The sequence below is a fragment of the Belliella baltica DSM 15883 genome (assembly GCF_000265405.1).
In the GTDB taxonomy this organism is placed as follows: domain Bacteria; phylum Bacteroidota; class Bacteroidia; order Cytophagales; family Cyclobacteriaceae; genus Belliella; species Belliella baltica.
Genome location: NC_018010.1, coordinates 1,480,076 through 1,503,935 on the forward strand (window position 1 = coordinate 1,480,076; position 23,860 = coordinate 1,503,935).

20 protein-coding genes and 1 tRNA gene are annotated in these 23,860 nt (G+C 36.1%); 8 read left to right on the top strand and 13 right to left on the bottom strand.

All coding sequences use genetic code 11. The features are described from left to right. The first annotated feature begins 36 nt into the window (after window positions 1-36). Window positions 37-1,788 (top strand): aspartate--tRNA ligase, encoded by a 1,752-nt coding sequence (gene aspS / locus BELBA_RS06840; protein ID WP_014772007.1) that lies wholly within the window; start codon window positions 37-39, stop codon window positions 1,786-1,788. A gap of 233 nt (window positions 1,789-2,021) precedes the next feature. Here the strand turns inward: aspS and BELBA_RS06845 are convergent, their stop codons facing one another. Both BELBA_RS06845 and BELBA_RS06850 read right to left on the bottom strand, forming a co-directional pair. Beyond that, window positions 2,022-2,693 (bottom strand): hypothetical protein, encoded by a 672-nt coding sequence (locus tag BELBA_RS06845; protein ID WP_014772008.1) that lies wholly within the window; start codon window positions 2,691-2,693, stop codon window positions 2,022-2,024. A 62-nt stretch (window positions 2,694-2,755) separates the two neighbouring features. Beyond that, window positions 2,756-3,439, bottom strand: coding sequence for a lysoplasmalogenase (locus BELBA_RS06850; protein ID WP_014772009.1), 684 nt, complete (start codon window positions 3,437-3,439; stop codon window positions 2,756-2,758). Between the two features lie 365 nt (window positions 3,440-3,804). On the opposite strand from BELBA_RS06850, the gene BELBA_RS06855 reads away from it, so the two are divergent. Continuing rightward, a complete protein-coding gene (locus BELBA_RS06855; protein ID WP_014772010.1) occupies window positions 3,805-7,080 on the top strand; it encodes a TonB-dependent receptor in 3,276 nt (1,091 codons plus the stop codon). Window positions 7,081-7,737: 657 nt separating this feature from the next. Here BELBA_RS06855 and BELBA_RS06860 read toward each other — a convergent pair. Next, complete coding sequence (locus BELBA_RS06860) at window positions 7,738-8,418, bottom strand: PKD domain-containing protein (protein WP_014772011.1); 681 nt, start codon at window positions 8,416-8,418, stop codon at window positions 7,738-7,740. A 220-nt stretch (window positions 8,419-8,638) separates the two neighbouring features. Here BELBA_RS06860 and BELBA_RS06865 point away from each other — a divergent pair, with 220 nt between their 5' ends. Then, window positions 8,639-9,685 (top strand): aminotransferase class I/II-fold pyridoxal phosphate-dependent enzyme, encoded by a 1,047-nt coding sequence (locus BELBA_RS06865; RefSeq protein WP_014772012.1) that lies wholly within the window; start codon window positions 8,639-8,641, stop codon window positions 9,683-9,685. Between the two features lie 173 nt (window positions 9,686-9,858). Here BELBA_RS06865 and BELBA_RS06870 read toward each other — a convergent pair whose 3' ends face one another. The 8 genes from BELBA_RS06870 to BELBA_RS06905 form a co-directional block, all read right to left on the bottom strand. Continuing rightward, window positions 9,859-11,067 carry a CynX/NimT family MFS transporter gene (locus tag BELBA_RS06870; RefSeq protein WP_014772013.1) on the bottom strand — a complete coding sequence of 403 codons (1,209 nt, stop codon included), beginning with the start codon at window positions 11,065-11,067 and terminating at the stop codon, window positions 9,859-9,861. 125 nt (window positions 11,068-11,192) lie between these two features. After that, on the bottom strand, window positions 11,193-12,227 hold the full coding sequence (gene hemH, locus BELBA_RS06875; protein ID WP_014772014.1) for a ferrochelatase: 1,035 nt from the start codon (window positions 12,225-12,227) through the stop codon (window positions 11,193-11,195). 286 nt (window positions 12,228-12,513) lie between these two features. Continuing rightward, window positions 12,514-12,999, bottom strand: a complete 486-nt coding sequence (locus BELBA_RS06880) for a DUF4252 domain-containing protein (protein WP_014772015.1) — start codon at window positions 12,997-12,999, stop codon at window positions 12,514-12,516. 8 nt (window positions 13,000-13,007) lie between these two features. Further along, window positions 13,008-13,538, bottom strand: coding sequence for a hypothetical protein (locus BELBA_RS06885; RefSeq protein WP_014772016.1), 531 nt, complete (start codon window positions 13,536-13,538; stop codon window positions 13,008-13,010). Window positions 13,539-13,610: 72 nt separating this feature from the next. Next, a complete protein-coding gene (locus BELBA_RS06890; protein ID WP_014772017.1) occupies window positions 13,611-14,135 on the bottom strand; it encodes a DUF4252 domain-containing protein in 525 nt (174 codons plus the stop codon). A gap of 5 nt (window positions 14,136-14,140) precedes the next feature. Continuing rightward, on the bottom strand, window positions 14,141-14,566 hold the full coding sequence (locus BELBA_RS06895) for a hypothetical protein (protein ID WP_014772018.1): 426 nt from the start codon (window positions 14,564-14,566) through the stop codon (window positions 14,141-14,143). Next, window positions 14,563-15,045 (bottom strand): RNA polymerase sigma factor, encoded by a 483-nt coding sequence (locus BELBA_RS06900; RefSeq protein WP_014772019.1) that lies wholly within the window; start codon window positions 15,043-15,045, stop codon window positions 14,563-14,565. Before BELBA_RS06900 ends, BELBA_RS06895 begins: the two co-directional genes overlap by 4 nt. 208 nt (window positions 15,046-15,253) lie before the next feature. After that, window positions 15,254-15,326: transfer RNA gene (locus BELBA_RS06905), tRNA-Phe, on the bottom strand. Between the two features lie 106 nt (window positions 15,327-15,432). Here BELBA_RS06905 and BELBA_RS06910 point away from each other — a divergent pair. The 5 genes from BELBA_RS06910 to BELBA_RS06930 all read left to right on the top strand — a co-directional run bounded on the left by BELBA_RS06910 (window position 15,433) and on the right by BELBA_RS06930 (window position 21,971). Next, the gene (locus BELBA_RS06910; protein ID WP_014772020.1) at window positions 15,433-16,767 is read left to right on the top strand and encodes a 4Fe-4S dicluster domain-containing protein; all 1,335 of its coding nucleotides are present in this window, start codon (window positions 15,433-15,435) and stop codon (window positions 16,765-16,767) included. A gap of 83 nt (window positions 16,768-16,850) precedes the next feature. Continuing rightward, on the top strand, window positions 16,851-17,642 hold the full coding sequence (locus tag BELBA_RS06915) for a (Fe-S)-binding protein (protein ID WP_014772021.1): 792 nt from the start codon (window positions 16,851-16,853) through the stop codon (window positions 17,640-17,642). 392 nt (window positions 17,643-18,034) lie between these two features. Next, window positions 18,035-19,390 (top strand): ATP-binding protein, encoded by a 1,356-nt coding sequence (locus BELBA_RS06920; protein ID WP_014772022.1) that lies wholly within the window; start codon window positions 18,035-18,037, stop codon window positions 19,388-19,390. Window positions 19,391-19,501: 111 nt separating this feature from the next. Beyond that, window positions 19,502-19,993: a hypothetical protein gene (locus tag BELBA_RS06925; RefSeq protein ID WP_014772023.1), complete on the top strand. Its 492-nt coding sequence runs from the start codon at window positions 19,502-19,504 to the stop codon at window positions 19,991-19,993. A 55-nt stretch (window positions 19,994-20,048) separates the two neighbouring features. After that, window positions 20,049-21,971, top strand: a complete 1,923-nt coding sequence (locus tag BELBA_RS06930) for a CHU_0125 family OmpA-like outer membrane integrity protein (RefSeq protein WP_014772024.1) — start codon at window positions 20,049-20,051, stop codon at window positions 21,969-21,971. Between the two features lie 300 nt (window positions 21,972-22,271). On the opposite strand, the gene BELBA_RS06935 is transcribed toward BELBA_RS06930, so the two are convergent. Together BELBA_RS06935 and BELBA_RS06940 are read right to left on the bottom strand one after the other, a co-directional pair. Next, entirely contained in the window at window positions 22,272-22,901 is a 630-nt protein-coding gene (locus BELBA_RS06935; protein ID WP_014772025.1) for a class I SAM-dependent methyltransferase, read from the bottom strand. Further along, complete coding sequence (locus BELBA_RS06940) at window positions 22,888-23,799, bottom strand: patatin-like phospholipase family protein (protein WP_041779264.1); 912 nt, start codon at window positions 23,797-23,799, stop codon at window positions 22,888-22,890. The genes BELBA_RS06935 and BELBA_RS06940 overlap by 14 nt, the downstream gene beginning before the upstream one ends. Window positions 23,800-23,860: the final 61 nt, after the last annotated feature.

Consider the following 23,860-nt stretch of genomic DNA (forward strand, 5'->3'; position numbering starts at 1 on the left):
TATCTTTGTCCACTTTAATTAAAATCATTGTTTATCATGCTTAGATCTCATACTTGTGGAGAGTTACGTCTCACCGATGTCAATATAGAAGTTACCTTAGCTGGCTGGGTTCAGCGCGTCAGAAATAAAGGCGGATTGATTTGGGTCGATCTTCGAGATCGTTATGGAGTTACGCAATTGATTTTTGAAGAAGGCTCTACAGACAAAGCCCTTTTAGATAAGGCAGCATCACTTGGTCGCGAATTTGTTATTCAGGCAAGTGGAAAAGTGATCGAAAGAACCTCAAAAAATGATAAAATTCCAACAGGTGCTATTGAAATTAAAGTGGAATCTTTAGAAGTGCTTAATGCAGCGAAAGTGCCTCCATTTATCATAGAAGACGAGACAGATGGTGGGGACGAATTGAGGATGAAATACAGATACTTGGATCTCAGAAGAAATATCGTCCGCGAAAAACTTCAACTCAGACATCGCATGATGCAAGAGACAAGGAAATACATGGATGCTCAAAACTTCATTGAAGTCGAGACTCCAGTTTTGATCAAGTCTACACCTGAGGGGGCTAGGGATTTTGTTGTTCCCTCTAGGGTCAATCCAGGAGAATTCTATGCTTTGCCGCAATCGCCACAAACTTTTAAGCAATTGCTTATGGTGAGTGGATTTGATAGGTATTTTCAGATTGTCAAATGCTTCAGAGATGAAGACCTTCGAGCAGATAGACAGCCTGAGTTTACGCAAATTGACTGCGAAATGTCATTTGTTACACAAGAAGATATTCTCAATACTTTTGAAGGCTTAGTAAAACATTTATTCACCAATGTTAAAGAAGTACAGCTGGGTGAGGTAGAAAGAATGACTTTTGCTGATGCGATGAAATATTATGGCAATGACAAACCTGATTTAAGGTTTGATATGAAATTTGCAGAATTGAATGATGTGGCTCAAGGCAAAGGGTTTTCAATCTTTGATCAAGCCGAATTGGTAGTGGGAATTTGTGCTACTGGAGCAGGAGAATACACAAGAAAGCAAATTGATGCGTTGACCGAATGGGTGAAAAGGCCACAGATTGGCGCCAAAGGTTTGGTCTATGTCAAATGTAATGAAGATGGTACTTACAAATCTTCTGTCGATAAGTTCTACAATCAAGAGGATTTAAAGGCTTGGGCGGAAAAATCCAATGCAAAAGCCGGTGATTTGATATTGGTATTGTCTGGAGATGCAAAATCTACCAGAAAACAAATGTCAGAGCTTCGTCTGAAAATGGGTGAGGACTTAGGATTAAGAGACAGAAATGTATTCAAGCCACTTTGGGTGGTGGACTTTCCGCTTTTGGAATGGGATGAAGAAACCAATAGGTTTCATGCAATGCATCATCCATTTACATCTCCGAAAATTGAAGATATCCCGTTATTGGAAACAAACCCTGGAGTAGTTCGTGCCAATGCTTATGATTTGGTTATCAATGGAGTAGAAATTGGTGGTGGATCTATCCGAATTCATGACAGACCAACACAACAGTTGATGTTCAAGCATCTTGGATTTACGGAAGAGGAAGCGCAAAAGCAATTTGGTTTCTTAATGGAAGCATTTGAGTACGGTGCACCACCACATGGAGGAATCGCCTTTGGTTTCGATCGATTCTGTGCAATTTTTGGAGGATCTGACTCGATAAGAGATTATATTGCCTTCCCCAAAAATAACTCTGGAAGAGATGTGATGATTGATTCTCCCAGTACAATTGCTGAAGAGCAGTTGAAAGAATTGTCAATTCAGGTAGCTTTAAAGTAGGATTGATTACAAAACTCCTTTTAAGTGTCAGCTTTAACCTAAACCTGTCAGATTTTTAAAATCTGACAGGTTTTTTTATGAGTTGGTTTAGTTTTCACTTATTATCAGTTGCTATTTAAAAATTGTATAAAGTTCATTACAAAAAGCACAGATAACTAATCGACTGATAACTCATAGAGATTGCTAACGAAATTTTAAGTACTGTCGTTATTGTGGATAATTATCTTATTTTTTTACTGAATTTCAATACCAATAAGACTATTTGAAGTGCCTAAATCATCGCCTTTAAAAATTAACATTCTATTTCCCTCCAAAGCAATCACCTCGTAAGATTCTTTGCCTTCATATTTTTTTTCTTTAAAACTATCATTTCTATTTCTGATGTCTATAAAGATTTTCCCATTTTCTTCTCTCAAGGGAGCATCAAGATTAAAGTCGATAAGGTCATTGAGAAGAGTAACATTCATCTTCCAAAAATTTCTTGAGTAAGATTTTTCTATTTTCAGAATAAGTTTTTTACCCTCAATAGCTTTACTCACTTCATTCAAGCTAAGATTTTTTTGCTTATAGAGTCTTGCAGAATACACAGCAGATTTAGAAAAAACACTATTTTCTATGTTGCGGTAATCAATATAGAGATGACTTGCACCTTTTAGGGAGGCTTCAGTTTTTAATTTTTGTAATGCTCTATGGTTGATCGTATTTATAGGTGAAAAAGAAAATATTCCTTTAGCTTTAGAAAATATTAGCTCACCTTTTCTAAGGTCTTTTGCATCTTCTATTTGGTCTAAAATTATGATTTCGTTCGGAGGTGTAAATCCAGCTAGATCCCAATTATTTGATTGAGCTGATGAGAAATGACTGAGAAGTGATAAAAGCGCCAAAAAAAGGATTGATTTTTTCATATTTTTTCTTGTTTTTGAATAATTACGCCAAAGCAAATTAAATGTTTGGTTTTAGTTCAAAGTTAATTGATAAAATGTGCTCTAACCCCCATCACAATCAATAATTGTGCAAGCAGGTAAGTACCCATGACCATCACACCTGATTCTGGAAACTGCTGAAAGAACATATTCAAAGCTAAAATCCCATCAGAAATCATAAATACAAACGCTCCGATAAACACCTGCCAAAAGCTGGAAGAGTTGGTTTTCTTGAAGCGTTCTCTTGCAGTAGTGACCATGGTCACAATCACAAGGATATAGATTACTACAGGTATTTTTAATGCTCCTAAATTAGCTTGTATCAAGTAGTACATAATAGCTGCCGGAATGTAAATAGGCAGGTTGTAGAAAAACAGTTTAATAAAATTGACCTGGCCAATCTCAAAAGGCTTTTCTTGACTGAGTTTAAAACTGATGATAAAACATATATGTGCCATTAGAAATGCACCAAGCCCATATAAAAATAATTGTGGATACAGTAGGAGAATATCGCCAAGCCATGAAAAAGCTAAGGCCGCAATCATGGCTTTCCTTAGAATTGTTCCTTTTAAGTCCTTGCTTATCTGATAAAAATAAATAGCAAGTGGGAGAATAATAAAGGGTTTGGTATAGATTCTTAGCTCAGCATTCTGTTCCGCTGTTAGAACAAGATCGATGATTCCAACAATCAAAAAAACATAGAGCCAAAGGATATTTTTATTTTTCATGAATAATAAAATTTAACATTTAAATATATACAGAAAATCGATTTCTACCTTCTCTTTTTTTCTAAAGCCTTCTTGTTAACATTGTGATAAAACAAACTTAACATTAAATAAGGCAAACAAACTTAATTTCAAAATAAATGGGATTTAAAGGGGTTTAAACCGTTTGAAAATTGAAAAAACAAGCAAAAAGAAAATTTCCTTCTTTTTTCAATGTTAAGAAATTGTTAAGTAGTATTGTGAATAAATGTTAAAACTTAACAATTACAAAAAAAAATACTTGTCTAAGTCCTATACATTTGTACTCGGAAAAAATAAGTAAATCCTAAAACTGTAATTCTAAAATTTTCCACAAAAAAACAAAAATTATGAGGCAATCATTACTTAAAAGTTTATTTGCGTTTGCAATGCTTGTATTCACTACAGGAATTGCATTTTCGCAAGGTGTGACCACTGCTAGTTTTCAGGGGTCGGTAAGAGATAATGCTGGAGAAACCCTTCCGGGAGCCAACATTGTTGCAGTTCATACACCTTCAGGAACAAGATATGGATCTGTTTCCAACGAGGAAGGTAGATTCGTGATACCAAATGTTAGAGTTGGTGGACCATATACAGTTACGATTACCTACATAGGTTTCGATGATCAAGTATATGAAAACATTAACCTTTCACTGGGTCAAAACTATAGCATTAACGCTGTATTGAAAGATGGAATGAATTTAGATGCAATTGAGGTTGTTGCAGTAAGAGGAGGCATCATGGATGCTGACAAGACTGGAGCTTCTTTGAGTTTATCTAATGAAAGATTGAACGCTTTACCAACGATCAATAGAAGTGTAAATGACTTCACTAGACTAACACCTCAATCAAATGGAAATTCATTTGCTGGTACAAGTTCTAGATTCAACAACTTTACTGTAGATGGAAACATTTACAACAACAACTTCGGTTTAGGATCAGGTCAATTTGCAGGAGGTAATCCTATCTCAATTGATGCAATTGAAGAGATTCAAGTAAACTTAGCACCATACGATGTGAGACAAGGTGGTTTTACTGGAGCGGGTGTTAATGCGGTTACAAAATCAGGAGATAACACTTTTAGAGGTTCAGCTTATTATTTCTTAAGAAATGATCAAATGCAGGGTACCAAAATTGGTGATGATTTCTTACCTCAAAATAACGCAAGAAATGAAATTGGTGGATTTAGACTAGGTGGTCCAATTATCAAGGATAAGCTATTCTTCTTTGTTAATTACGAAAAAGAATCTGAATTGAGACCTTCTATTTTAAGAAGAGCTGCTAGAGAGGGTGAAACTCCTGATGGTCAGTTTATTTCTAGAGTTCCTCTTTCACAAGCTGAATTTGTTAGAGATCAAATCAATAGCATTTATGGTTATGATCCTGGTGCTCCAGATTCATATTCTTTCGCTTCTGAGCAGACTAGATTTAATGCTAGATTAGATTATAACATCAATCAAAATCACAAAGTGTCTTTGAGATATAACAATTACACTGCATTTACTGATGTACCTACAAATGGAAACTCAATCAGATACAACCAAACAAGATACAGAAATACAAACAGAACTGGTGTAGAAAGTATTAACTTTAGAAATAACAATTACACCAATGACAGAAATGTTCAGTCAATTGTTGCAGAATTGAATTCTAGAATTGGTACCAATATGTCAAATCAATTGAACATTGGTTACACATCTGTTACAGATCCTAAAAGAGGTATTCCAGGTGGTCAGAATTTCCCAATGGTTGAAGTCCTTGAGCCAGATGAATCAGGTAACTTGCTGTATTATATGACAATGGGTAATGAGTTATTTACAGTTGGTAACTTGTTGGAAAATACAACTCTTAACATCACTAATAACTTCTCCTTATATAAAGGTAAGCACACTTACACATTTGGTGGTAATTTTGAATTCATGACCTTTGATAATGCATTCAATCCTGTATTTAATGGTTTTTACAGGTATATTGGATATGATAAGTTTGTAGATGCAGTAATTAATCAAAATCCTAACGTTTATCCTGATGCTTTCTCTAAAGGTTTTGCATTGGATGGTTCTACTACACCTCCAACTGATGCGACTAGATTTGGTCAGTTAGGTTTCTATGTTCAGGATGAATACCAAGTAAATTCAAGACTAAAAGTGACAGGTGGTTTGAGAGTGGATTTACCATTCTACCCAATCGATATCCCTCAGAATGAGTTGTTGAACGACCTCAATAAAACTTTCTCTGATATAGATGGAAATACATTTACCCCTGATGTTGCAACTTTCCCTAAAGTAAATCCTTTGATTTCTCCAAGAGTTGGTTTTAACTATGATGTTAAAGGTGATAGATCTTTTGTATTAAGAGGTGGAACAGGTGTGTTCTCAGGTAGAATTCCATTCGTATGGTTGTCTAACCAAGTAAATGGATCTGGTGTGATTAGAGGTGGATATGGTTTAGAAGGTCAAGATGTAATTGATGCAAATATTGTCTTTAATCCAGATGTTACAGCTTATAACCCTGCAAACCCTGGACAAACATTATCAAGAGAATTAGCTTTAACGGATCGCAATTTTACGCTTCCTCAAGTTTGGAGAACAAACTTAGGCGTTGATAAACTTTTACCAGGAGGAATTGTAGGTTCTTTTGAATTTATTTACTCTAGAGATGTATCATCACCTATTGCTCAAAACCTTATACTTAGAAATCCAGAGGGTACATTGTCTGGCCCTGACGAAAGGCCTTACTGGGTAGACCAGCCAGGATTTAGAAGGTATTCTAATGATCGCGATTTTGATAATGTCTATTATCTTACAAATGCAAAAGAAAAAGCTGATTATGTTTCAGCGACAGTTAGCTTTGAAAAAGCATTTGATAATGGTTTGTATGCAACTGCTGCTTACACACTATCAAGAGCTAGAGACTTAGACAATGCTGGTGGATCGCAAGCAGGTTCTTTGTGGACACAAACTGTTCAGGTAGATAGAAACAGACCAGAATTGAGTTTTGCAAGTTTTGATCAACCACATAGAATCATCTCTACTATTGGCTACACAACTAAAAACACAACAATTTCATTATTGTATGATGGAGGAAATGCTGGTAGATTCAGTTACTTCTATTCAGGTGACTTCGGCGACAATGCAGCAAGATTGATCTACGTTCCAAATAATGCATCAGAGTTAAATTTCCAGCAATATACTTTAGGTGGTGTTGTTTATACACCTGCTATGCAAGCTGAGTTGTTTGATGCCTACATTGATCAAGATAAATACTTAAGCAGCAGAAGAGGTCAAATTGCAGAAAGAAATGGTGTAGTAAGACCTTGGGTTCATAAATTCGACTTTAGTTTAACTCAAAGAGTAGATGTTACGAAAGACAACAAGAATCGTCTTGAGTTCAGATTAGACTTCTTGAATGTAAATAATCTTCTTAACTCTAACTGGGGTGTTCCAGATTTTCAGTGGACAAGTACTCCTTTGGTATACAGAGGAAGAAATGCTTCAAACGAGCCTATTTACAGATTAGCTGCTAAGCCAGGTACTACTGAAATCCTAGATGAAACTTATAGAAAATCAAACTCTATTGGTAACGTTTGGAGAATGCAAGTGGGTATCAGATATAGCTTCAACTAATATCATAACTCAATTAATTTTTAAAAAAGTCCTCAAGCAATTGAGGGCTTTTTTATTTACAAGATTTTTAAGATTTGGCATGTTCAAAAATTGATTTTTTAAAATAAAAAAACTTAGGTTAAATCTTAAGTATAATAAAGTGAAAAAAAATGGCTTAGTTTAATTATTTTAAATTTTTAATCTCCTCCTGTGTTTGCATCTATATGACTGAATATAAAATTTCAGAAGAAGTTAAAAATTTCAACTTGCTTTAGGTTGTATTTTGTTACTCAAATCAAACTTTCTATCAATGGGATGAATAGAACTATGACTTTGTTAGCAACACAAGATTTAATAGCCTAGATCAAGATAGAAATAGAAAATTATTTGCTAATACGCTCCAGAAGAATTTGAATAAAACAAAAATAGTTTCTGCAAATAATACCTTTCCGATTCACAAATCTATTTTCAACGCCGATTTCAATCAGCAATAAACAAGTCTAGAAGGAGATGATATCTTTCCTGTTCATACAATAGTTCAGTACATTCAAGAAATAGTGGTAGATAGTGATCCTATTATTTAACTAAATGCAGGATTGCATATAATTTTAATAGATAATGCTAATATAGAAACAAGATGTTTTACTCAAGTAATAATAACTTATTGGAATCTAAAACTTATTCTTCAGGCAGTACCAACCTATATTTAATTGAATACGTGCCTAAACCGCCTACGAAAAACTCACCTTCAAAATATTGATATCCAGTAGAGGCACCTTGACCTCCTAAAGTTATTCCTGTGTTTGTCTCAATAAATCTAACAACTGGACTATCAACAATATATTTATTACCTCCTCCTAATGGAACGTCAATTTCAATTGCTAATGGAAGGTCTTCGAAATCAAAGTTTTCAAAGACAGCACTGGCCCAAAAAGGTTCTTCGTCCGAAAAAGAATTCCTCAACTGAAGCTGAACGTCTCCAGTCGTCCCATCATATCCATTTGATACTCTGTGCAAGATGGCTTCATACCCATAATATTGACCTACAATCACTTTTTTGGTAAGAACATTGGTGTTTCCTTTAGTATCTGTTAGCGTAAGTTTGACTTCATAAATTCCTGGTTCGGTGTATAAAACTCGTCCAATCTGATTATCGCTAGTTTCTCCATTACCAAAATCCCATGTAACTTTTTCTACTAAGGAAGATGACTCTAATTTCAATTCAACCAAATCTCGTACTACATAAAATTCTTTAGAAGATTCAATTACCCCTGTAGGTAGTATTGGTGTTTGGTCTTCATTATTGCATGAAAATATTATAAGTAGTGTAGAAAAAGTTAAAAGTATCTTGTTTTTCATGTTTTATTCCTTTTGAAGTACTTAATTATTTTTTTAGATTTTATGCGACTATAAATATTTGCGTTAAAATAGTTAATTAAATTTAATTATTTCACCACTATTAAGAATTATATTTATATTTTTAATATCAAAGTGTTTTTTTCTATTGATTTCCTTCATATTTTCTCTTTTTATGATACCAATTTTCTTTTTACTATTTTCAACATTCCTGTTGTAAGCTATGGATTCTATTTTTCCTCAATATCAACTCAATCGAACCATCTTCGCAGAAGGCACAGAACATCTTTTCTTTAGTGGGACCGCTTATCTAGGAATTTCGGCTTCTAGTGAGTTCTCGGCTTATCTTAAAGAGGGAATAGATATCTACGGAACTAACCATGGTCTGAGTAGAATTAATACTGTTCGTTTAAGGGTTTTTGAGGAGTTTGAGATCTACTTTGCACATCATGCTGAGGCGCAAAAAACTGCCGTCTACAGCAGTGGATTTTTAGCTGGTCATGCTGTGGTCTCTTTACTTGAAAACAAGGCTGACGCTATTTTTGTAGCTCCTCACACACATCCCGCTATTCTTTCAGCCGCTATTCAAAATCAAATCGATCCAGCACATAATTGGATTGACTCTTGTATCAAGTTTGCTAACCAAAATGAGGGTAAACAAATCTTATTAATCGCCAATGCTGTGGATGCTTTGAAACCTGAAATTCATGATTTCTCCTGGGTCAGAGCGCTTTCGAAAAACAATAATTATACGCTGTTGCTTGATGATAGCCATGCTTTTGGTGCTGTAGGGGAGGATGTTTTTGGGACGTATAAAAGGTGGAAAGAGCTTCCTGTGGATTTGGTGATTTCTGGTTCCTTAGGTAAAGGACTTGGTCTTCCAGCGGGGATTATTTTGGGTAGCCACGAATTCATCCGGGAACTCACTAAGCAATCTATTTATAGGGGAGCATCTCCACCGCCACCTGCTTATTTATGGGCTTTTCTGCAAAGTCAAGAAATCTATAGAAAGCAACAACAAAAATTAAAAGACAATATTCAGTTTTTCAAAAAGTTGTCACAGAATCTCGATTTGCAAACTACTAAGGAAGATTTTCCAGTATTTAGATTTGATGATGCTAACTTGTTGCAAAAGCTCCAAGAGCATCAAATCATCATCTCTTCCTTTCCCTATCCCTCACCAAACGACCCGCCCGTCCACCGAATCGTCATTTCAGCTTGGCACGAAAAAGAAGATTTATTGGCCTTGGTTAAGGTTTTAAAGATCTAACCACAAAGGGCATAAAGTTTTTCACTAGGGTCACAAGGGGGATTAATCTTATAAGCTGGAAACCTAGTGTCCTTTGTGCCTCCTTGGTGTTCTTAGTGGTTAAGAAAACCTATTTTTCCATGTAAAGAATTTTCTATATTTCGCGTAAGCCAACTTTTCAATTTTTCAACTTATTAATTTCCCAATCTTCCAACTCCAATTACTCTTGCTCTGCCACTCTTTAATCCAAAAAAGATGAACAAGATGGAGAAAGTAAGCGTCAAGTAAATTAAGTGATTCCAGTTACTGAAAATATCGAATGCTATGCCAAACAATAAAGGTCCCAAAGCAGCCAAATAATATCCTGCTGATTGTGCCATTCCAGAAAGAGATGCAGTAACTTGATCACTTCCAGTTCGCAAGCCAATCAACGTGTAAGCCAAGGAAATACTCGAACCCAATGCCAATCCCACCAGGGTCAAGCCAATAAAGTTGATCCATAAAACATGGATAAATAATGAGCTAAATCCTAATAAGTACATTGCACCCAATACCAAAATAATTCCAATTTGATCTTTGAATTTCACTGCGACAATTGGTGAAATAAATGTTCCTATCAATCCAATGATTTGCATTGCAGAAATCAGAATTCCAGCTTCAACAGCTGAAAGTCCTCGTGTGATCATCATATCAGGAAGCCAAGCAACCAAGGTGAAGAATAGTAAAGATTGTACTCCCATAAACAAACTCACTTGCCATGCCAGCCTAGATTTCCAAACATTAATTTTAATTTCATTGATATTGGCTTGAATGATAGGTTTTGGGACTTTGATTTGTGGTGCCCAAACGAGGATTCCGACTAGAATCAAAGCAGACCAAGACAACAAGGAGCCTTGCCAACCTAAATCCAAATCAATAGCTAACGGTGCACTGATTCCTGAAGCAATTGCAGCGGTTAAAGTCATGCCTGCTGAATAAGATGCTGTTACGATTCCGATTTTTTTTGGAAGTCGATTTTTGATCAGGGGAATAAGCAGCACATTGCAAATTACTATGCCGATGCCTGTCAACCCAGTTCCGATAAAAAGTAAATCTGATCCACCTAGAACTCGGATAGTTGACCCAAGAAGTAGAATAAATAATGCAAGTAAGATGGCTTGAGGATTCCCTAATTTTTTGCCCAAAGACGCTGAAAACAAAGAAAAAGTGGCAAATGTCAGAAGAGGTAAAGTGGTCAAAAAACCAGCCCAGCCATTCGATAATCCTAAATCTGATCGAATCAAAGGGACAAGTGGGCCAATAGCTGTGATCGATGGACGAAGGTTGAATGCCACCAACATGATCCCTAGAAATAAAAATCCTGATTTAAGATAAAATGGCTGCTTCGATTTTTCTGTTGACATGTTTTGTTTTTGACTCGCAATTTGCAAAAAAAAGAGGTTCGTGCGAAGGTTTTTCCTTCATTCACGAACCGTTATTGTTGTTAAGACCTTTTTTGTTGGCCGTTGACAGTCGACTTTCGACAAATTCAACTATTCGTCACCACCAAATCCTTCACACATTCCACCCAAGTATCGCTGGAATTCAAACTTGGAACCAAATCCCATTTTTCTCCTCCAAGCTCTTCAAATTCTTCTTTGTATTCCTCACCTACTTCTACTGTAGTTTCTAAACAGTCAGCTACAAAAGCAGGAGAAAAAACAAGTACTTTTTTGATTCCTTTTTCTGCAAGTTCCTTAATGATATCCTCTGTGTAAGGTTTGATCCAGGGATCTTTTCCTAGTCTTGATTGGAAACAGGTCAAGACTTTTTCTTCTGGCAAACCAAGTTTAGCAGCTAGTAATCTTGTGGTATGAAAGCACTGTCCTCGGTAGCAGAACTGGTTTTTCTTGGTGTAATTTCCACAGCATTTATCAGAAAGCTGGCAATATCCGTCTACCGATCCTTTTCTGATTTGTCTTTCTGGCAAACCATGATAGGAGAATAAATACATTTCATACTCGTCTTTTGCCATCATCTCTCTTCCCAATTCTTCCCAAGCTTGTAGGAATAGAGGATGCTCAACAAAATTATTGACGAAAGTGATGTTTGGAATGATTTGCCAAGTTCTCGCGATTTCCATAACCCGATCTGCTACAGAGCCATTGGTTGCTGAGGCATATTGAGGAAAAAGTGGAATGACAATGATTTTTTTTACATTGGCTTGATTCAATTTTTTGAGTCCATTCTCAATACTTGGAGTTTGATAGCGCATGGCTATTTCAACAATGTATTTATTAGAATCTAGTTTTGGAATTAGTTTGTCACGCAGATCTTCGGTATGAAAAAGTAGGGGAGAACCTCGGTCTGTCCACAGTTTACGGTATTCTTTGGCAGATTTGGGCGCTCGGAATGGAGCAATAATCAAATTCACAAGCATCCATCTAGGGATAAATGGAAAATCAATCACTCTTCCATCCATCAAGAATTCTCTTAAATATTTTCTCACATCTCCTGTAGCAGTACTATCTGGTGTGCCAAGGTTTACTAAAAGGACGCCTATTTTTGCTTTATTTTTTGTCATAATGGAGGTATATACGAAAAGAATCAATAATCAGAACCAAAAATACATCCTTTGGTTAGAATTATACCATTGAAAAAGTCAATCTTACTTAGATATGTTTGAAAAAGTGCTGCTTTTAGCCACCAAGCCACCAAGCCACAAAGAAGATATTCAAATATATAGCTTTTCTATATTTCTGCTGCTTTAGATTTCTGATAGAGAGTGGGTATAGAAATTTGCCACAAAGGCGCAAAACCACAAAGATTACCTTGGTGTCTTAGCGCCTTCGTGGCAATTAAAATATGATTTACTTCCCTACTGTTTTCCCCACTTCAGTAAGCATCTTCGAATCAAAATCTCCTTTCAGTTCGATAATGATAAAATCACTGTTCTTATCATTAACCATCAAGACGATATCATTGATCGTTGAATTGCCTTTGGTATAAATCATCACATTGTTGTTTTTCTCACTCACTTCCATCATCAACTCGAATTTTTCTTTTTCCAGTCCTTTTCTAAGTCCAATAAATTCAGCTTTGGAACTAGATTGAGCGGGGAGTTTGAAAAGCTTCACTTTCTCAAGAGATCTAATAAGTAGAGAAGATTGCTCTTCATCGAGTTTGATGTCAAAACCTTTTGCAAAATTCATAAAGTTACCGCCAAGATCCATGTGGAAGAAATCTGGGTTATTTTTATGTTTTTGATAAAGCGCATCAACTGATTTGCTTTGAGCAAAACTGCTTTGAGCAAAAAGCATCAAGAATGCGGCGGATAATAGAAGGTACTTTTTCATAGTTGGGATTATTTGTTGAAAACATTTTGAATTTGAAATTGAAGCCTTTCTTTTTCATTGGTATCGGGCTTATACTTGAAATATAAGAGCTCATATTTTTCGTCGCTAGTTGCTAAAAAATAGACCTCTTCTTGATCCTTGTCGCCATCTGAGAACATATAAAAGATATCCTCTCCATCAGTTTGTTCAAAAACTGGCTTAAATTCATCCGAAATTGTGTTTTCTAAGATTTCTGCCAGAAGAGTTCCTGAAACTTGATCTTTCAAATAGACTGCAGAAACCATTTTTTCGAATTGATTAAAGTCTATAGATAGTTCGGACTTATTTGGGTCATTAAAAGAAAGTTTGTAAGTGACATTAATTTCGACACTTTTCAATTCGGGGATTAAATCTATTTCCTCCATCGGCCACAGTAATTTTGGTTCAACAGGAGTTTCTAAACTCTTATTGATAGTTTCATAAGGTTCAGTTTGCCCAAACCCGCTGTGAATACTCAGCACTAAAAATGCTACTGTAAGAAGTATATGTTGCTTTTTCATTTATATTAAAGTTTTAATATTTTCATTTTCAAATTTTATTTTTCAAATCTCAGGTTTTTCATCCCTCATCCTTCATTTCCCTCTCTTATACTTATCCATCCCCGGAATATTGGTTTTATCAGCCAAGATATTGAGGTCTTGATATGTGAAATTTCCAAGCATGCTAAGCAAGGTGAAATTTTCAGTCGATCCAGTAATCATCAATAATTCACGAACTCTACCGCCTTCTTCTCTTACCATAAATTTGACACTGGAAGATTTGTCTTGAATGTCCATGAGTTCTTCATATTTGTTTTTGGTCAATGTGGACATGGCTTCAGTATAGAGTGGTTTCCCATTGATTTTTTCGGCAGTGAGTATTCTTATACCTCTGACTTTGGTAATCAATTCTCCCAAATCAGCTGCTTCTTGATCAGATTTGACTTCATTGGATTTAAGAAATCCGCCAGCCATTTGCATCATTTTTGGACTGATATAGACTCTTGAAAAGCGATCATCGTCCATGTATTTGGAGAAAAACTTGACAATCGCATCATCTTGTGCCTGAACTCCTGAGACGATCAGGAATAAAAACAGGATTAATATACTTCTTTTCATACTGCTTAATTTTCTTCTTTTGTCTCGAATAATTCCTGAGTGGTATTTAAATGCTTGAACTCCCCCATCACCTGCATACTCTTAGTTCCTTTTTCTAGCTGTGTGTTGATCAAAGCAAATGCTTGCATGACTTCTTGGTATGCTGCTCTTTCAGCCTTTTCCTTTTCGTATTGATAAATCGCCAATCCTGAAACAAGGAATAGGACAATCCCAGCCGCAATGCTCATCCAGTTTGCAATCCAAGGATTCTTTTTCTGAAGAGAAAAAGGAGCCTCTTCTAAAGCTGCTATTTCTTCAACACCTAGAAAAAAAGCTTTTTCTGATTCAAATCCTTCAGAAGTAGCAAGGAGTTGTCGAAGCATTTTCTCCTCTTCTAGTGAAGTTTCTCCTTCCCAATATTTATCCAATAGAATTTCGATTTGCTCTTTCATTTCTTTTGTATTAGGTATTCTCTCAATGATTTTCTGGCTCGGTGAAGATTCACTTTGACTTGATCCAAACTGACTTCCAGGTATTCTGCGATTTCTTCATAAGTCAATCCTTCTACTTCCCGTAGTTGAAATACCTCTCTTTGTTTTTCGGGTAGCTTCTCTAGAAAATTGAATACAAGCTTCAATTTTTCCGAAGTATTCTCTTTGTATTCAGGTGTTTCTACTTCAAACTCTTGATCTCCGAGTGGTTCTAGCTTTTTATTTGCTCGAAAATGTTGCAATGCCTCATTTTTCAAGCTCCTTACCATCCAACCTGTTGGATTATCCATTTTTTGAAGATCATTTTTCTGTCGCCAAGCTTTTTCGAATACCTGCTGCAATACATCATTGGCGATATCCCGATCCTTTACCCAGAGATAAGCCATGCGATACAGCTTGCTTTTCAAAGGCCAAATATGTGCTTCAAAAAATGTCTTCATTCGGGTAGATGATGCATAAGTTTTGGAATTGTTACAGCAATTTGAAAAAAAATCTCAACTTAGACTCAATTTAAATTATTACAATAAATAGTATGCATGCCTACTATTTATTATTTTGCACTGTGAATATTAGAATCAATGAACCCAAAAAATCAACAATCTCAAAAAGTAAAAGGCATAAAAAAAGCCTCGATATCATCGAGGCTTGTGGTGATAAGTGGACTCGAACCACCGACTCACGGATTTTCAGTCCGATGCTCTACCAACTGAGCTATATCACCGTTACCGTTTAAAGTGATGCAAAGGTAGATATTTGTCGCTTTCTTGCAAATGAAACGCATAAAAAAAATATATTAATTTCAATCAATCTATACTAATCAAATCAATATGAGCATTTTACCTCAGATAGCTTTTCTCTTGATTTTTGCCGTTGCAGGGTTCTTTTTGTATAAGAGAATCACTTACCTCAGAAGAAATATTTTCCTTGGCAAAAAAGAGACTAGAAATGATCAGCCCGAAGCACGTTGGAAAACTATGCTCTTGGTGGCTTTAGGTCAAAAGAAGATGTTTAAGAGAATCATTCCTGCATTTCTTCATTTGCTGATTTACGTAGCTTTTATCGTGATCAATTTGGAAGTGTTAGAATTTATCATCGATGGCCTTACAGGAAGTCACCGAATTTTTGAGCCATTTTTAGGTTCATTTTATGGAGTGGCCATGAATATTTTTGAGTTTTTGGCAATCGCTGTTTTGGTTTCTTGTGTGGCTTTTCTGATTCGAAGAAACGTAACCAAAGTTGAGAGGCTCACCATGCCAGAATTAAAAGGTTGGCCAGCTTTAGATGCAAATTTAATCTTAGTGATTGAGATCGTCCTGATGTTTGCCATTCTTACGATGAATGCTACTGATCAGATCTTAGCGACTAGAGGAGTTGAAGGTTATGCATTGTTGAATGGACTTTTCTTTAGCGATATGATTCAGCCATTGTTTGTAGGTATGAGTGATTCTTCTTTGGTCATTATTGAAAGATTTGCTTGGTGGTTCCACATCATTGGCATCTTGGCATTTGCCATTTACGTGACTTACTCTAAGCATCTTCACATTTTCTTAGCATTCCCTAATACTTGGTATTCAAATCTAAAGCCAAAAGGTGAAATCAGCAATATGCCTGAAGTAACGAATGAAGTAAATATGATGCTCGGAATTCCAGTAGAAGGAAGTCAAGAGCCTCCTGCAGAAATCAGCAGATTTGGAGCAAAAGACATCAATGACCTGAGTTGGGTCAACGTGATGAATGCCTACAGTTGTACTGAATGTGGCAGGTGTACTTCTGAATGTCCAGCGAATCTCACAGGTAAAAAACTATCTCCACGTAAAATCATGATGGATGTCCGAGATCGGGCAGAAGAAGTTGGTAAAAGTATCGATGCCGGCGGGCCAGGTTTGGAGGATGGTAAATCACTACTAGGAGATTACATTACCAAAGAAGAAATCAATGCTTGTACTTCTTGCAATGCTTGTGTTGAAGCATGTCCTGTAAATATTGACCCACTTTCTATCATTCTTCAAATGCGTAGATATGTGGCTATGGAGGAATCAGGCAGTCCAGCACAGTGGAATGCGATGTTCCAAAATATGGAAACAAGCTTTTCTCCATGGAAATTTGCTCCAACAGACAGATTCAACTGGGCAGATTCAGTGAAAAATGAAGAAGCAAAATAAGAAGCAAGAGATAAGATCCAAGATGCAAGAAGGAAGAGCTTCTTAAATCTGAAATCAAAAATCTACAATCTAAAATTCTAAGTATGTCAACATATAAAGTACCAACAATGGCCGAAATGTCGGCCTCAGGAGATAGCCCAGAAATTCTTTTTTGGGTAGGTTGTGCCGGTTCATTTGATGAAAGATACAAAGCCGTAACACAAGCATTTGTAAAAATTTTGAATAAAGTCGGGGTAAGCTTTGCAGTGCTTGGTCCTGAAGAAGCATGTACTGGTGACCCTGCAAGAAGAGCCGGGAATGAATTCCTGTTTCAGATGCAAGCCGTAGCGAATGTTCAGGTGATGAATGGTTACAATATCAAAAAAGTAGTTACAGCATGTCCACACTGCTTCAACACTATTAAAAATGAATACCCTGCATTGGGTGGGAATTATGAAGTTATTCACCATTCGCAATTTCTCCAGCAACTGATCAATGAAGGCAAAGTGGCTCTTCAAGGTGGAGGAGAATTCAAAGGAAAGAAAATCACATTCCATGATTCATGTTACCTCGGGCGCGCTAATGACGTTTACGAAGCGCCAAGAGACGTCATCAAAGCCTTGGATGTAGAGTTGGTGGAAATGAAGCGTTGCAAAACCAAAGGACTATGTTGTGGAGCAGGTGGGGCACAGATGTTCAAAGAACCAGAAAACGGGAAAAAAGATATCAACATCGAGCGAACAGAAGAAGCTCTAGCAACAGGTGCGTCAGCAATAGCGGTAGGATGCCCATTCTGCTTGACTATGATGACGGATGGAGTGAAAAATAAAGAAAGAGAACATGATGTTCAAGTCTATGATTTGGCAGAAATGATCGCTAAGGATATGGGAATTTGATTTTAGATAATTCCAGTTTATTAACCAGAGACCTGCCAGATTTTTGAAATCTGGCAGGTCTTTTTTTTAATTCGGGAATTTGATTTTTACTAAAGGGGCGTTATTCCTGCCATCTTCGTAGAATAAAGATTTTGTAATTATCCCGAGAAGGGGCGTAGCCCTGATATCTTTTTAAATTTCTTGATAGAAAAAAATATTTAAAGCGATTAATTGAAGATTTTGTGGCGTTAAATTTTTTGAATATATCTAGTGATTTTCTAAAATGCCCTTACTTTGTTACAAAAATCAGCAAAATTTGCCCTTACTTTGTGACAAAACTTTTAAAATCTACCCTTACTTTGTTACAATAAATTGAAAAAAATGCCCTTACTTTGTAGCAAATATAGGATTTTATGAGCTTCAAAAGACATGTTTTCAGTCATTTAGAGAATTGGAAGTTAGATAAGGAAAGAAAACCTCTAATCATTAGAGGGGCAAGACAAGTTGGTAAGACCACCTTAATCAAGCAATTTTCCGAGTTATATCCATATTCTATTTTTATGAATTTGGAAAAAGAATCTGACAGATCATTTTTTAATGACTTTGATGATGTCCAAAGTATCATTGAGACAATTTTTTTAACAAAAAACTTAAAAATTGAGCATTTAGGAGATACACTTCTTTTCTTAGATGAAATTCAAGAATCACCCAAAGCAATAAAGTTACTCAGGTATTTCTATGAAGAGTTGCCCCAGCTTCATGTAGTAGCAGCAGGGTCCTTATTGGAGTTCGCAATGAAGAAGGTTTCCAGTTTTCCCGTAGGAAGAGTCCAGTTCCTATACCTTCATCCAATGAACTTTCCCGAATATCTTAAGGCAATTGGCCAAGATGCTGCATTAGAGCAATTAAATCAGTTTCCTGTTAAGGCTGTAGCTCACAAAGTTTTGATGGGCCTCTTTCATAGATATGCAATTATTGGGGGAATGCCCGAAGTAGTCAAAACTGATATCGAGAAAAATAACCTAGCAAATCTCACATCAACTTACGAGAGTATATGGGGAACCTATAAAAATGATATCGAAAAATACACTTCTAATGATACTGAGAGGAAAATCATCAAACACATTATGAATGCAGCCCCTCTGGAATTAGATCAAAGAATCAAATTTCAAGGTTTTGGAAACTCAAATTATAAATCAAGAGAAATAGGTGAATGTTTCAGGATTCTGGATGATGCAAGAGTAATTAAGTTGATCTATCCAACCACTGATCTCAAGCCACCAGTTCAATATGACCTCAAAAAATCCCCTAGGCTTCAGTTTTTGGATTCTGGTTTGGTGAATTATGCATTAGGGATTCAAGGTCAACTTTTGAAAATGGAGGATTTGAGTCCTGCATTCAAGGGAGTATTGATTCCACATTTGGTGACGCAGGAGTTATTATCGATTCAAAATATAACAGATCATAAACCTAATTTCTGGGTAAGAGGGAAAAGGCAGTCAAGTGCAGAAGTTGATTTGGTTTACACATTTGAGGATAAGTTAATTCCAATAGAAATTAAATCTGGAGCAACAGGTTCCTTGAGGTCATTGCATCAATTTGTAGATGTAGCAGAACATCATTATGCCATTAGGATTTATGGCGGGAAACTATTGACCGAAGAGACTACTACTCCAAATGGAAAGCCCTATCGTCTATTGAATCTCCCATATTATTTGGGGACAAAAATTGGAGACTATGCTCAGCAGTTTATAGAAGGTAAGATTTAACTTTATCGAATCGCTCTAAATTTATACCCAAACACCAAATTTATCCGTTAAGAAAAAGAACTAAAATAAGACGAAAGTCCTTATTCTTGGGAACAACAAAATTGCCTAAAAATGTATTTAGAATTTGAAGATATAGCTGCTCACGCACGCATTTGGATTTATCAGTCAGATAGAAAATTTACTCAAGAAGAAGTTTCTTGGATCAAGGATCGCTTGAAAGCTTTCTGTGAGCAATGGAATACGCATGGTGCATTGATGCCGACATCTTTCGAAATCAAATTTGATCAAGTAATAATCCTTTCAGTAGATGAAAGTAATTTGGGTGCAAGTGGATGCTCGATAGATAGCTCAGTCAAAACACTTCGAGAGATTGAACAAAAACTTGGGGTGAATTTGATAGATCAGGGGAAAGTAGGGTTTCTAGCATCTGAGGACACATTGGCTGTAAATTCCGTCTTTGGGATTAAGGAAAGTGTACAATCAGGATTGGTCAACCCTGAGACACTTGTGCTGAATCCACTTGTAAAGGAAAAAGCAGATTTAGAGAATAAATGGCTTATTCCTGCTAAAGAAAGCTGGTTAAACAAATACTTTGAAAATTAATTATTATAATTATCCTATATTTAAAAATTAAGAAATCATCCGACTGATAATTGCAATGAAGCGAAGTCTCTTTTTTATTATTCTTTTTGGTTTGTTAGGCACAGCCTGTACCAGTTTGTACAAGAAAGGCCAAAAGCAGTTCTCCTCTGGAGAATATCAATATGCAATCAGTACCTTTTCAAAGGTTTTGGAAAAAGATCCTGAAAATAAGGAGGCTAATTTTTACGTTGCTGAGAGCTACAGACTTTCCAATAGAATAGAAAAATCTTCCTCGTATTATGAAAAATTGGTAGAAGAGGATGGTACTTTTGAAAATTATTATAGACTAGGACAAAGTTATAAAAGTCAAGGAAGAGCAGAAGAAGCGCTAGAGGCATTCAAAGAAGCTCAAGGTTTGACTTTAGATGATGCGTATTCGAATGAGTTAAAAAGAGAAATCGCAAATCTTGAAAAATCAGATGAAATAGAAGATTACTGGCCTTACTTGGAGTTAGAGAATTATACTTTGCTGAATACTGCAGGACCTGATTATGCTCCCATTGTCAATGAGGGTTACATGTATTTCACGAGTTCAAGACAAGCATCAGGGATCTATCCAGGCACAGGCACGGCGTACACCAAACTTTTTAGAACTAGAGCTGAAGGAATCAAGGTTGATGTACAGAATATTCAAGCGCTTCCTGAGTTTCGTAATGAAGAAGGGTTGAACCAAGGAGCTATTGCAATTAGCCCTGATGGAAATACCATTATTTATGCAAGAGGAAATTCAACTTCCAAGAAAGATTTACCAGACGTACATTTATTTGCATCTTACTTTAGGGGTGGAGGATTCACGCAGCCGATTTGGATGCCTTTGAATGAAGATGAATTTTGGTGGAATAGTACTCCAGCTTTCAGCCCTGATGGATCGGTTCTTTATTTTGCTTCCAATAGACCAGGAGGATATGGAGGAACAGACCTTTACAAAGCCACAAAACTAGCTAATGGAGACTTTGGAAATCCTGTCAATTTAGGACCTGAAATCAATACTCCTGGAAACGAAATGTTTCCACGTTTGGTAGCTGATGGGAAATTTTTCTTTGCTTCAGATGGACATGCTGGGTTTGGGAAATTAGACATGTTTGTTGCAGAGCCTTCTGAACAAGGAACAGTCGTTAAAAATTTAGGGCCAAAGATCAACTCAGTAGCAGATGACTTTGGGATTTATTTCACAAATTATCCTCAAGAAGGTTTTATTACTTCCAATAGAGAAGGTGGGGCTGGAGATGATGATATTTATTACTTTGAAGATAAAACGCCAAAACCTAAGCTTGTCAATATATTTCTCAACGTAACTACAAAAGAAAAACAAGAAAATGGTTCAGAAGTGATTCTTCCACAAACAAGAATTGCACTTTATGATTCCGCAAATAAGATGACTGGCGGCGATTTTACAAATCAAAGCGGTAGAGTAAGATTAACTTTGGCTCCGAATGCGGATTTTTCAATGATCGCTTCCAAAAGTGGATATTTCACAAAAAGTATAACGTATACCACAAAAGGGAAAACCCCTAGCCAAGAAGAATTGATTCAAGAAATTACCAATATTACCTTAGACACTACGATAATTTTGGATGCTTTGATCTTAGAAAAATCTATCGTCTTGGATAATATTTATTATGACTTGGACAAGGCTGAGATCAGACCTGATGCAGCTCTTGAGTTGGATAAGCTTGTCACAATCTTAAAAGACAATCCGACGATATCCATTGAGTTGAGTTCACATACAGATGCACGAGCGACAGATGCCTACAATGATGCACTTTCACAAAGAAGAGCAGAGTCAGCAGTAGCTTACATTGTGTCCAAAGGTATAGCCCCAGAAAGATTAGTAGCAAAAGGTTATGGCAAGCGTCAGTTGATCATAGAAAATGCCCAAACAGAAGATGAACATCAAGTCAACAGAAGAACAGAATTTAAAGTGATTGATATTAAGTAGGTTCTAAATTTAACTTACTCTTCTTTAAAGTCAATTTCAAAATACTTAAGGATAGACTTATAAATATCTTGAGCAGTGAGACAGGTATCTGATAAATAATCAGGTACCTTTTTCCACTCCTGTAATAAATGCACCTTAAATTTTACCTTGAGCACAATAATTTCTTATTGTCCTTTCAGGCATTTTCCATTTTTTTGCTAACTCACTTACTGAAATATAATTCATATTAAATTAAAATTTGGCCGTTATCGGCGAGATACGATTAAAAAATAGTAATAAATGTGGTTTTTGGCCGATAAATTAATCTTCTAAAATTGATTTTTCCCACACAAATACCCCCATTGCTCTTTGACCATGAACCAATACACTTTTGGGATTTTCAAGATTTTTTAAGCCATATTTCAGCTCAACTTTTTCTAACAACTCTTTAGTCAAAAGAAAGCGTTCACTCCCATCAGGAAGAGCAAATACACCATCACCTAGATTTGGAGATGATTCTTGAACCCCTCCAAACCCTGTTGTCATTCGTAGAAAAAATATCCCATCATCCTTCAAAACACGCATCATTTCGTCCATCATTTTAAAGAAATCCGATTCACTCGTAGCAAAATGTAAGACAGCAGAACTGATGACTACATCGAAAGCGCCTTTGTGAAAAGGCATATCCTGAACAGTTGCCGTTTGGAATCTATAAATATCATAAGTGGGCTGAATCGTTTGGGCATAGATTCTTGCCATTTGAATTGCGATAGGATTGGCATCTACCCCAAATATTTGAAATCCCTGATTCAGAAAATAAATGCAATTTCTACCTTCGCCACAGCCGGCATCTAGGATTTTCATTTCCTTACTAAACCTTTCCTTGAGAATCTGATCAAGCAGATAAATATCAATATTACCCAAAAGTTGATTCAGTTTATTTACTTCCATTTTCAAGGTTATTTAGGGCTTTTATCGTTTTGCTTTTACCGATTTCGATCAATTCACTTGCTCGATGAAACTCCAATGTGCCTGCTTGGATTCTGGAAATTTCGATAAGTACATCGACTCTATACTTATCAAGGACAACAGAAGAAAGTTTATCCTGAAGTAAATCAAAGGAGAAATTCAGTAATTCTAAAGAACTCATGCCTTTGTATTTTTCTTCTTTCAATTCAGAATTGAAGTATTTAGAAACTTTGGTATGATACTCAGAAACCCATTTGGGGATTTTGATAATGCCTTCGCGTTCTTCAGGAGAATTCTTTTTAGGTTGTAATTTTACTAGTGTTTCCTTTGGGCCATTCAAATCTACTGCAATCATCAATTCACCTCTATTTGTTTTTGGTAAAAGATTTAATGGAATAGGGTTGATGATCCCTCCATCAATATATTCCTTGCCATGAAGTCTAGCAGGAGTCAAAACAGTTGGAATCGAGACAGATGCTCTGATAGCTTCAAAAAGAGAACCTTTATCAAAAATCTTTTCTTTACCTTGGGGAATTTCTACTGCAGTACATGTAAATGGGATGGCTAAAGATTCAATGTCACAATCTTTAATGATTTTTTTTATTTCATTAAACACTTTATCACCTTTGATAAAGCCTTTACTTGATAATGTAAAATCCATTAAGGAAAAAACATCTATCCTATCCAAGTTGCATATCCAATCTTTGAATGCAGGAAGCTGACCTGCTGCATAAATACCCCCAACTAAAGCACCCGCAGAGGAGCCAGCGATCGAGACAATCTCAAACCCAGCTTCTTCTAAAGCTTCAATAACACCAATATGTGCCATTCCTCTAGCACCACCACTAGAAAGAACCAACGATACTGTTTTTTTACTCATGGTATAAAAGTGATACATTTATTTAACTTAGTGAATTAACTTTCCGAAAAAATTCTATCGC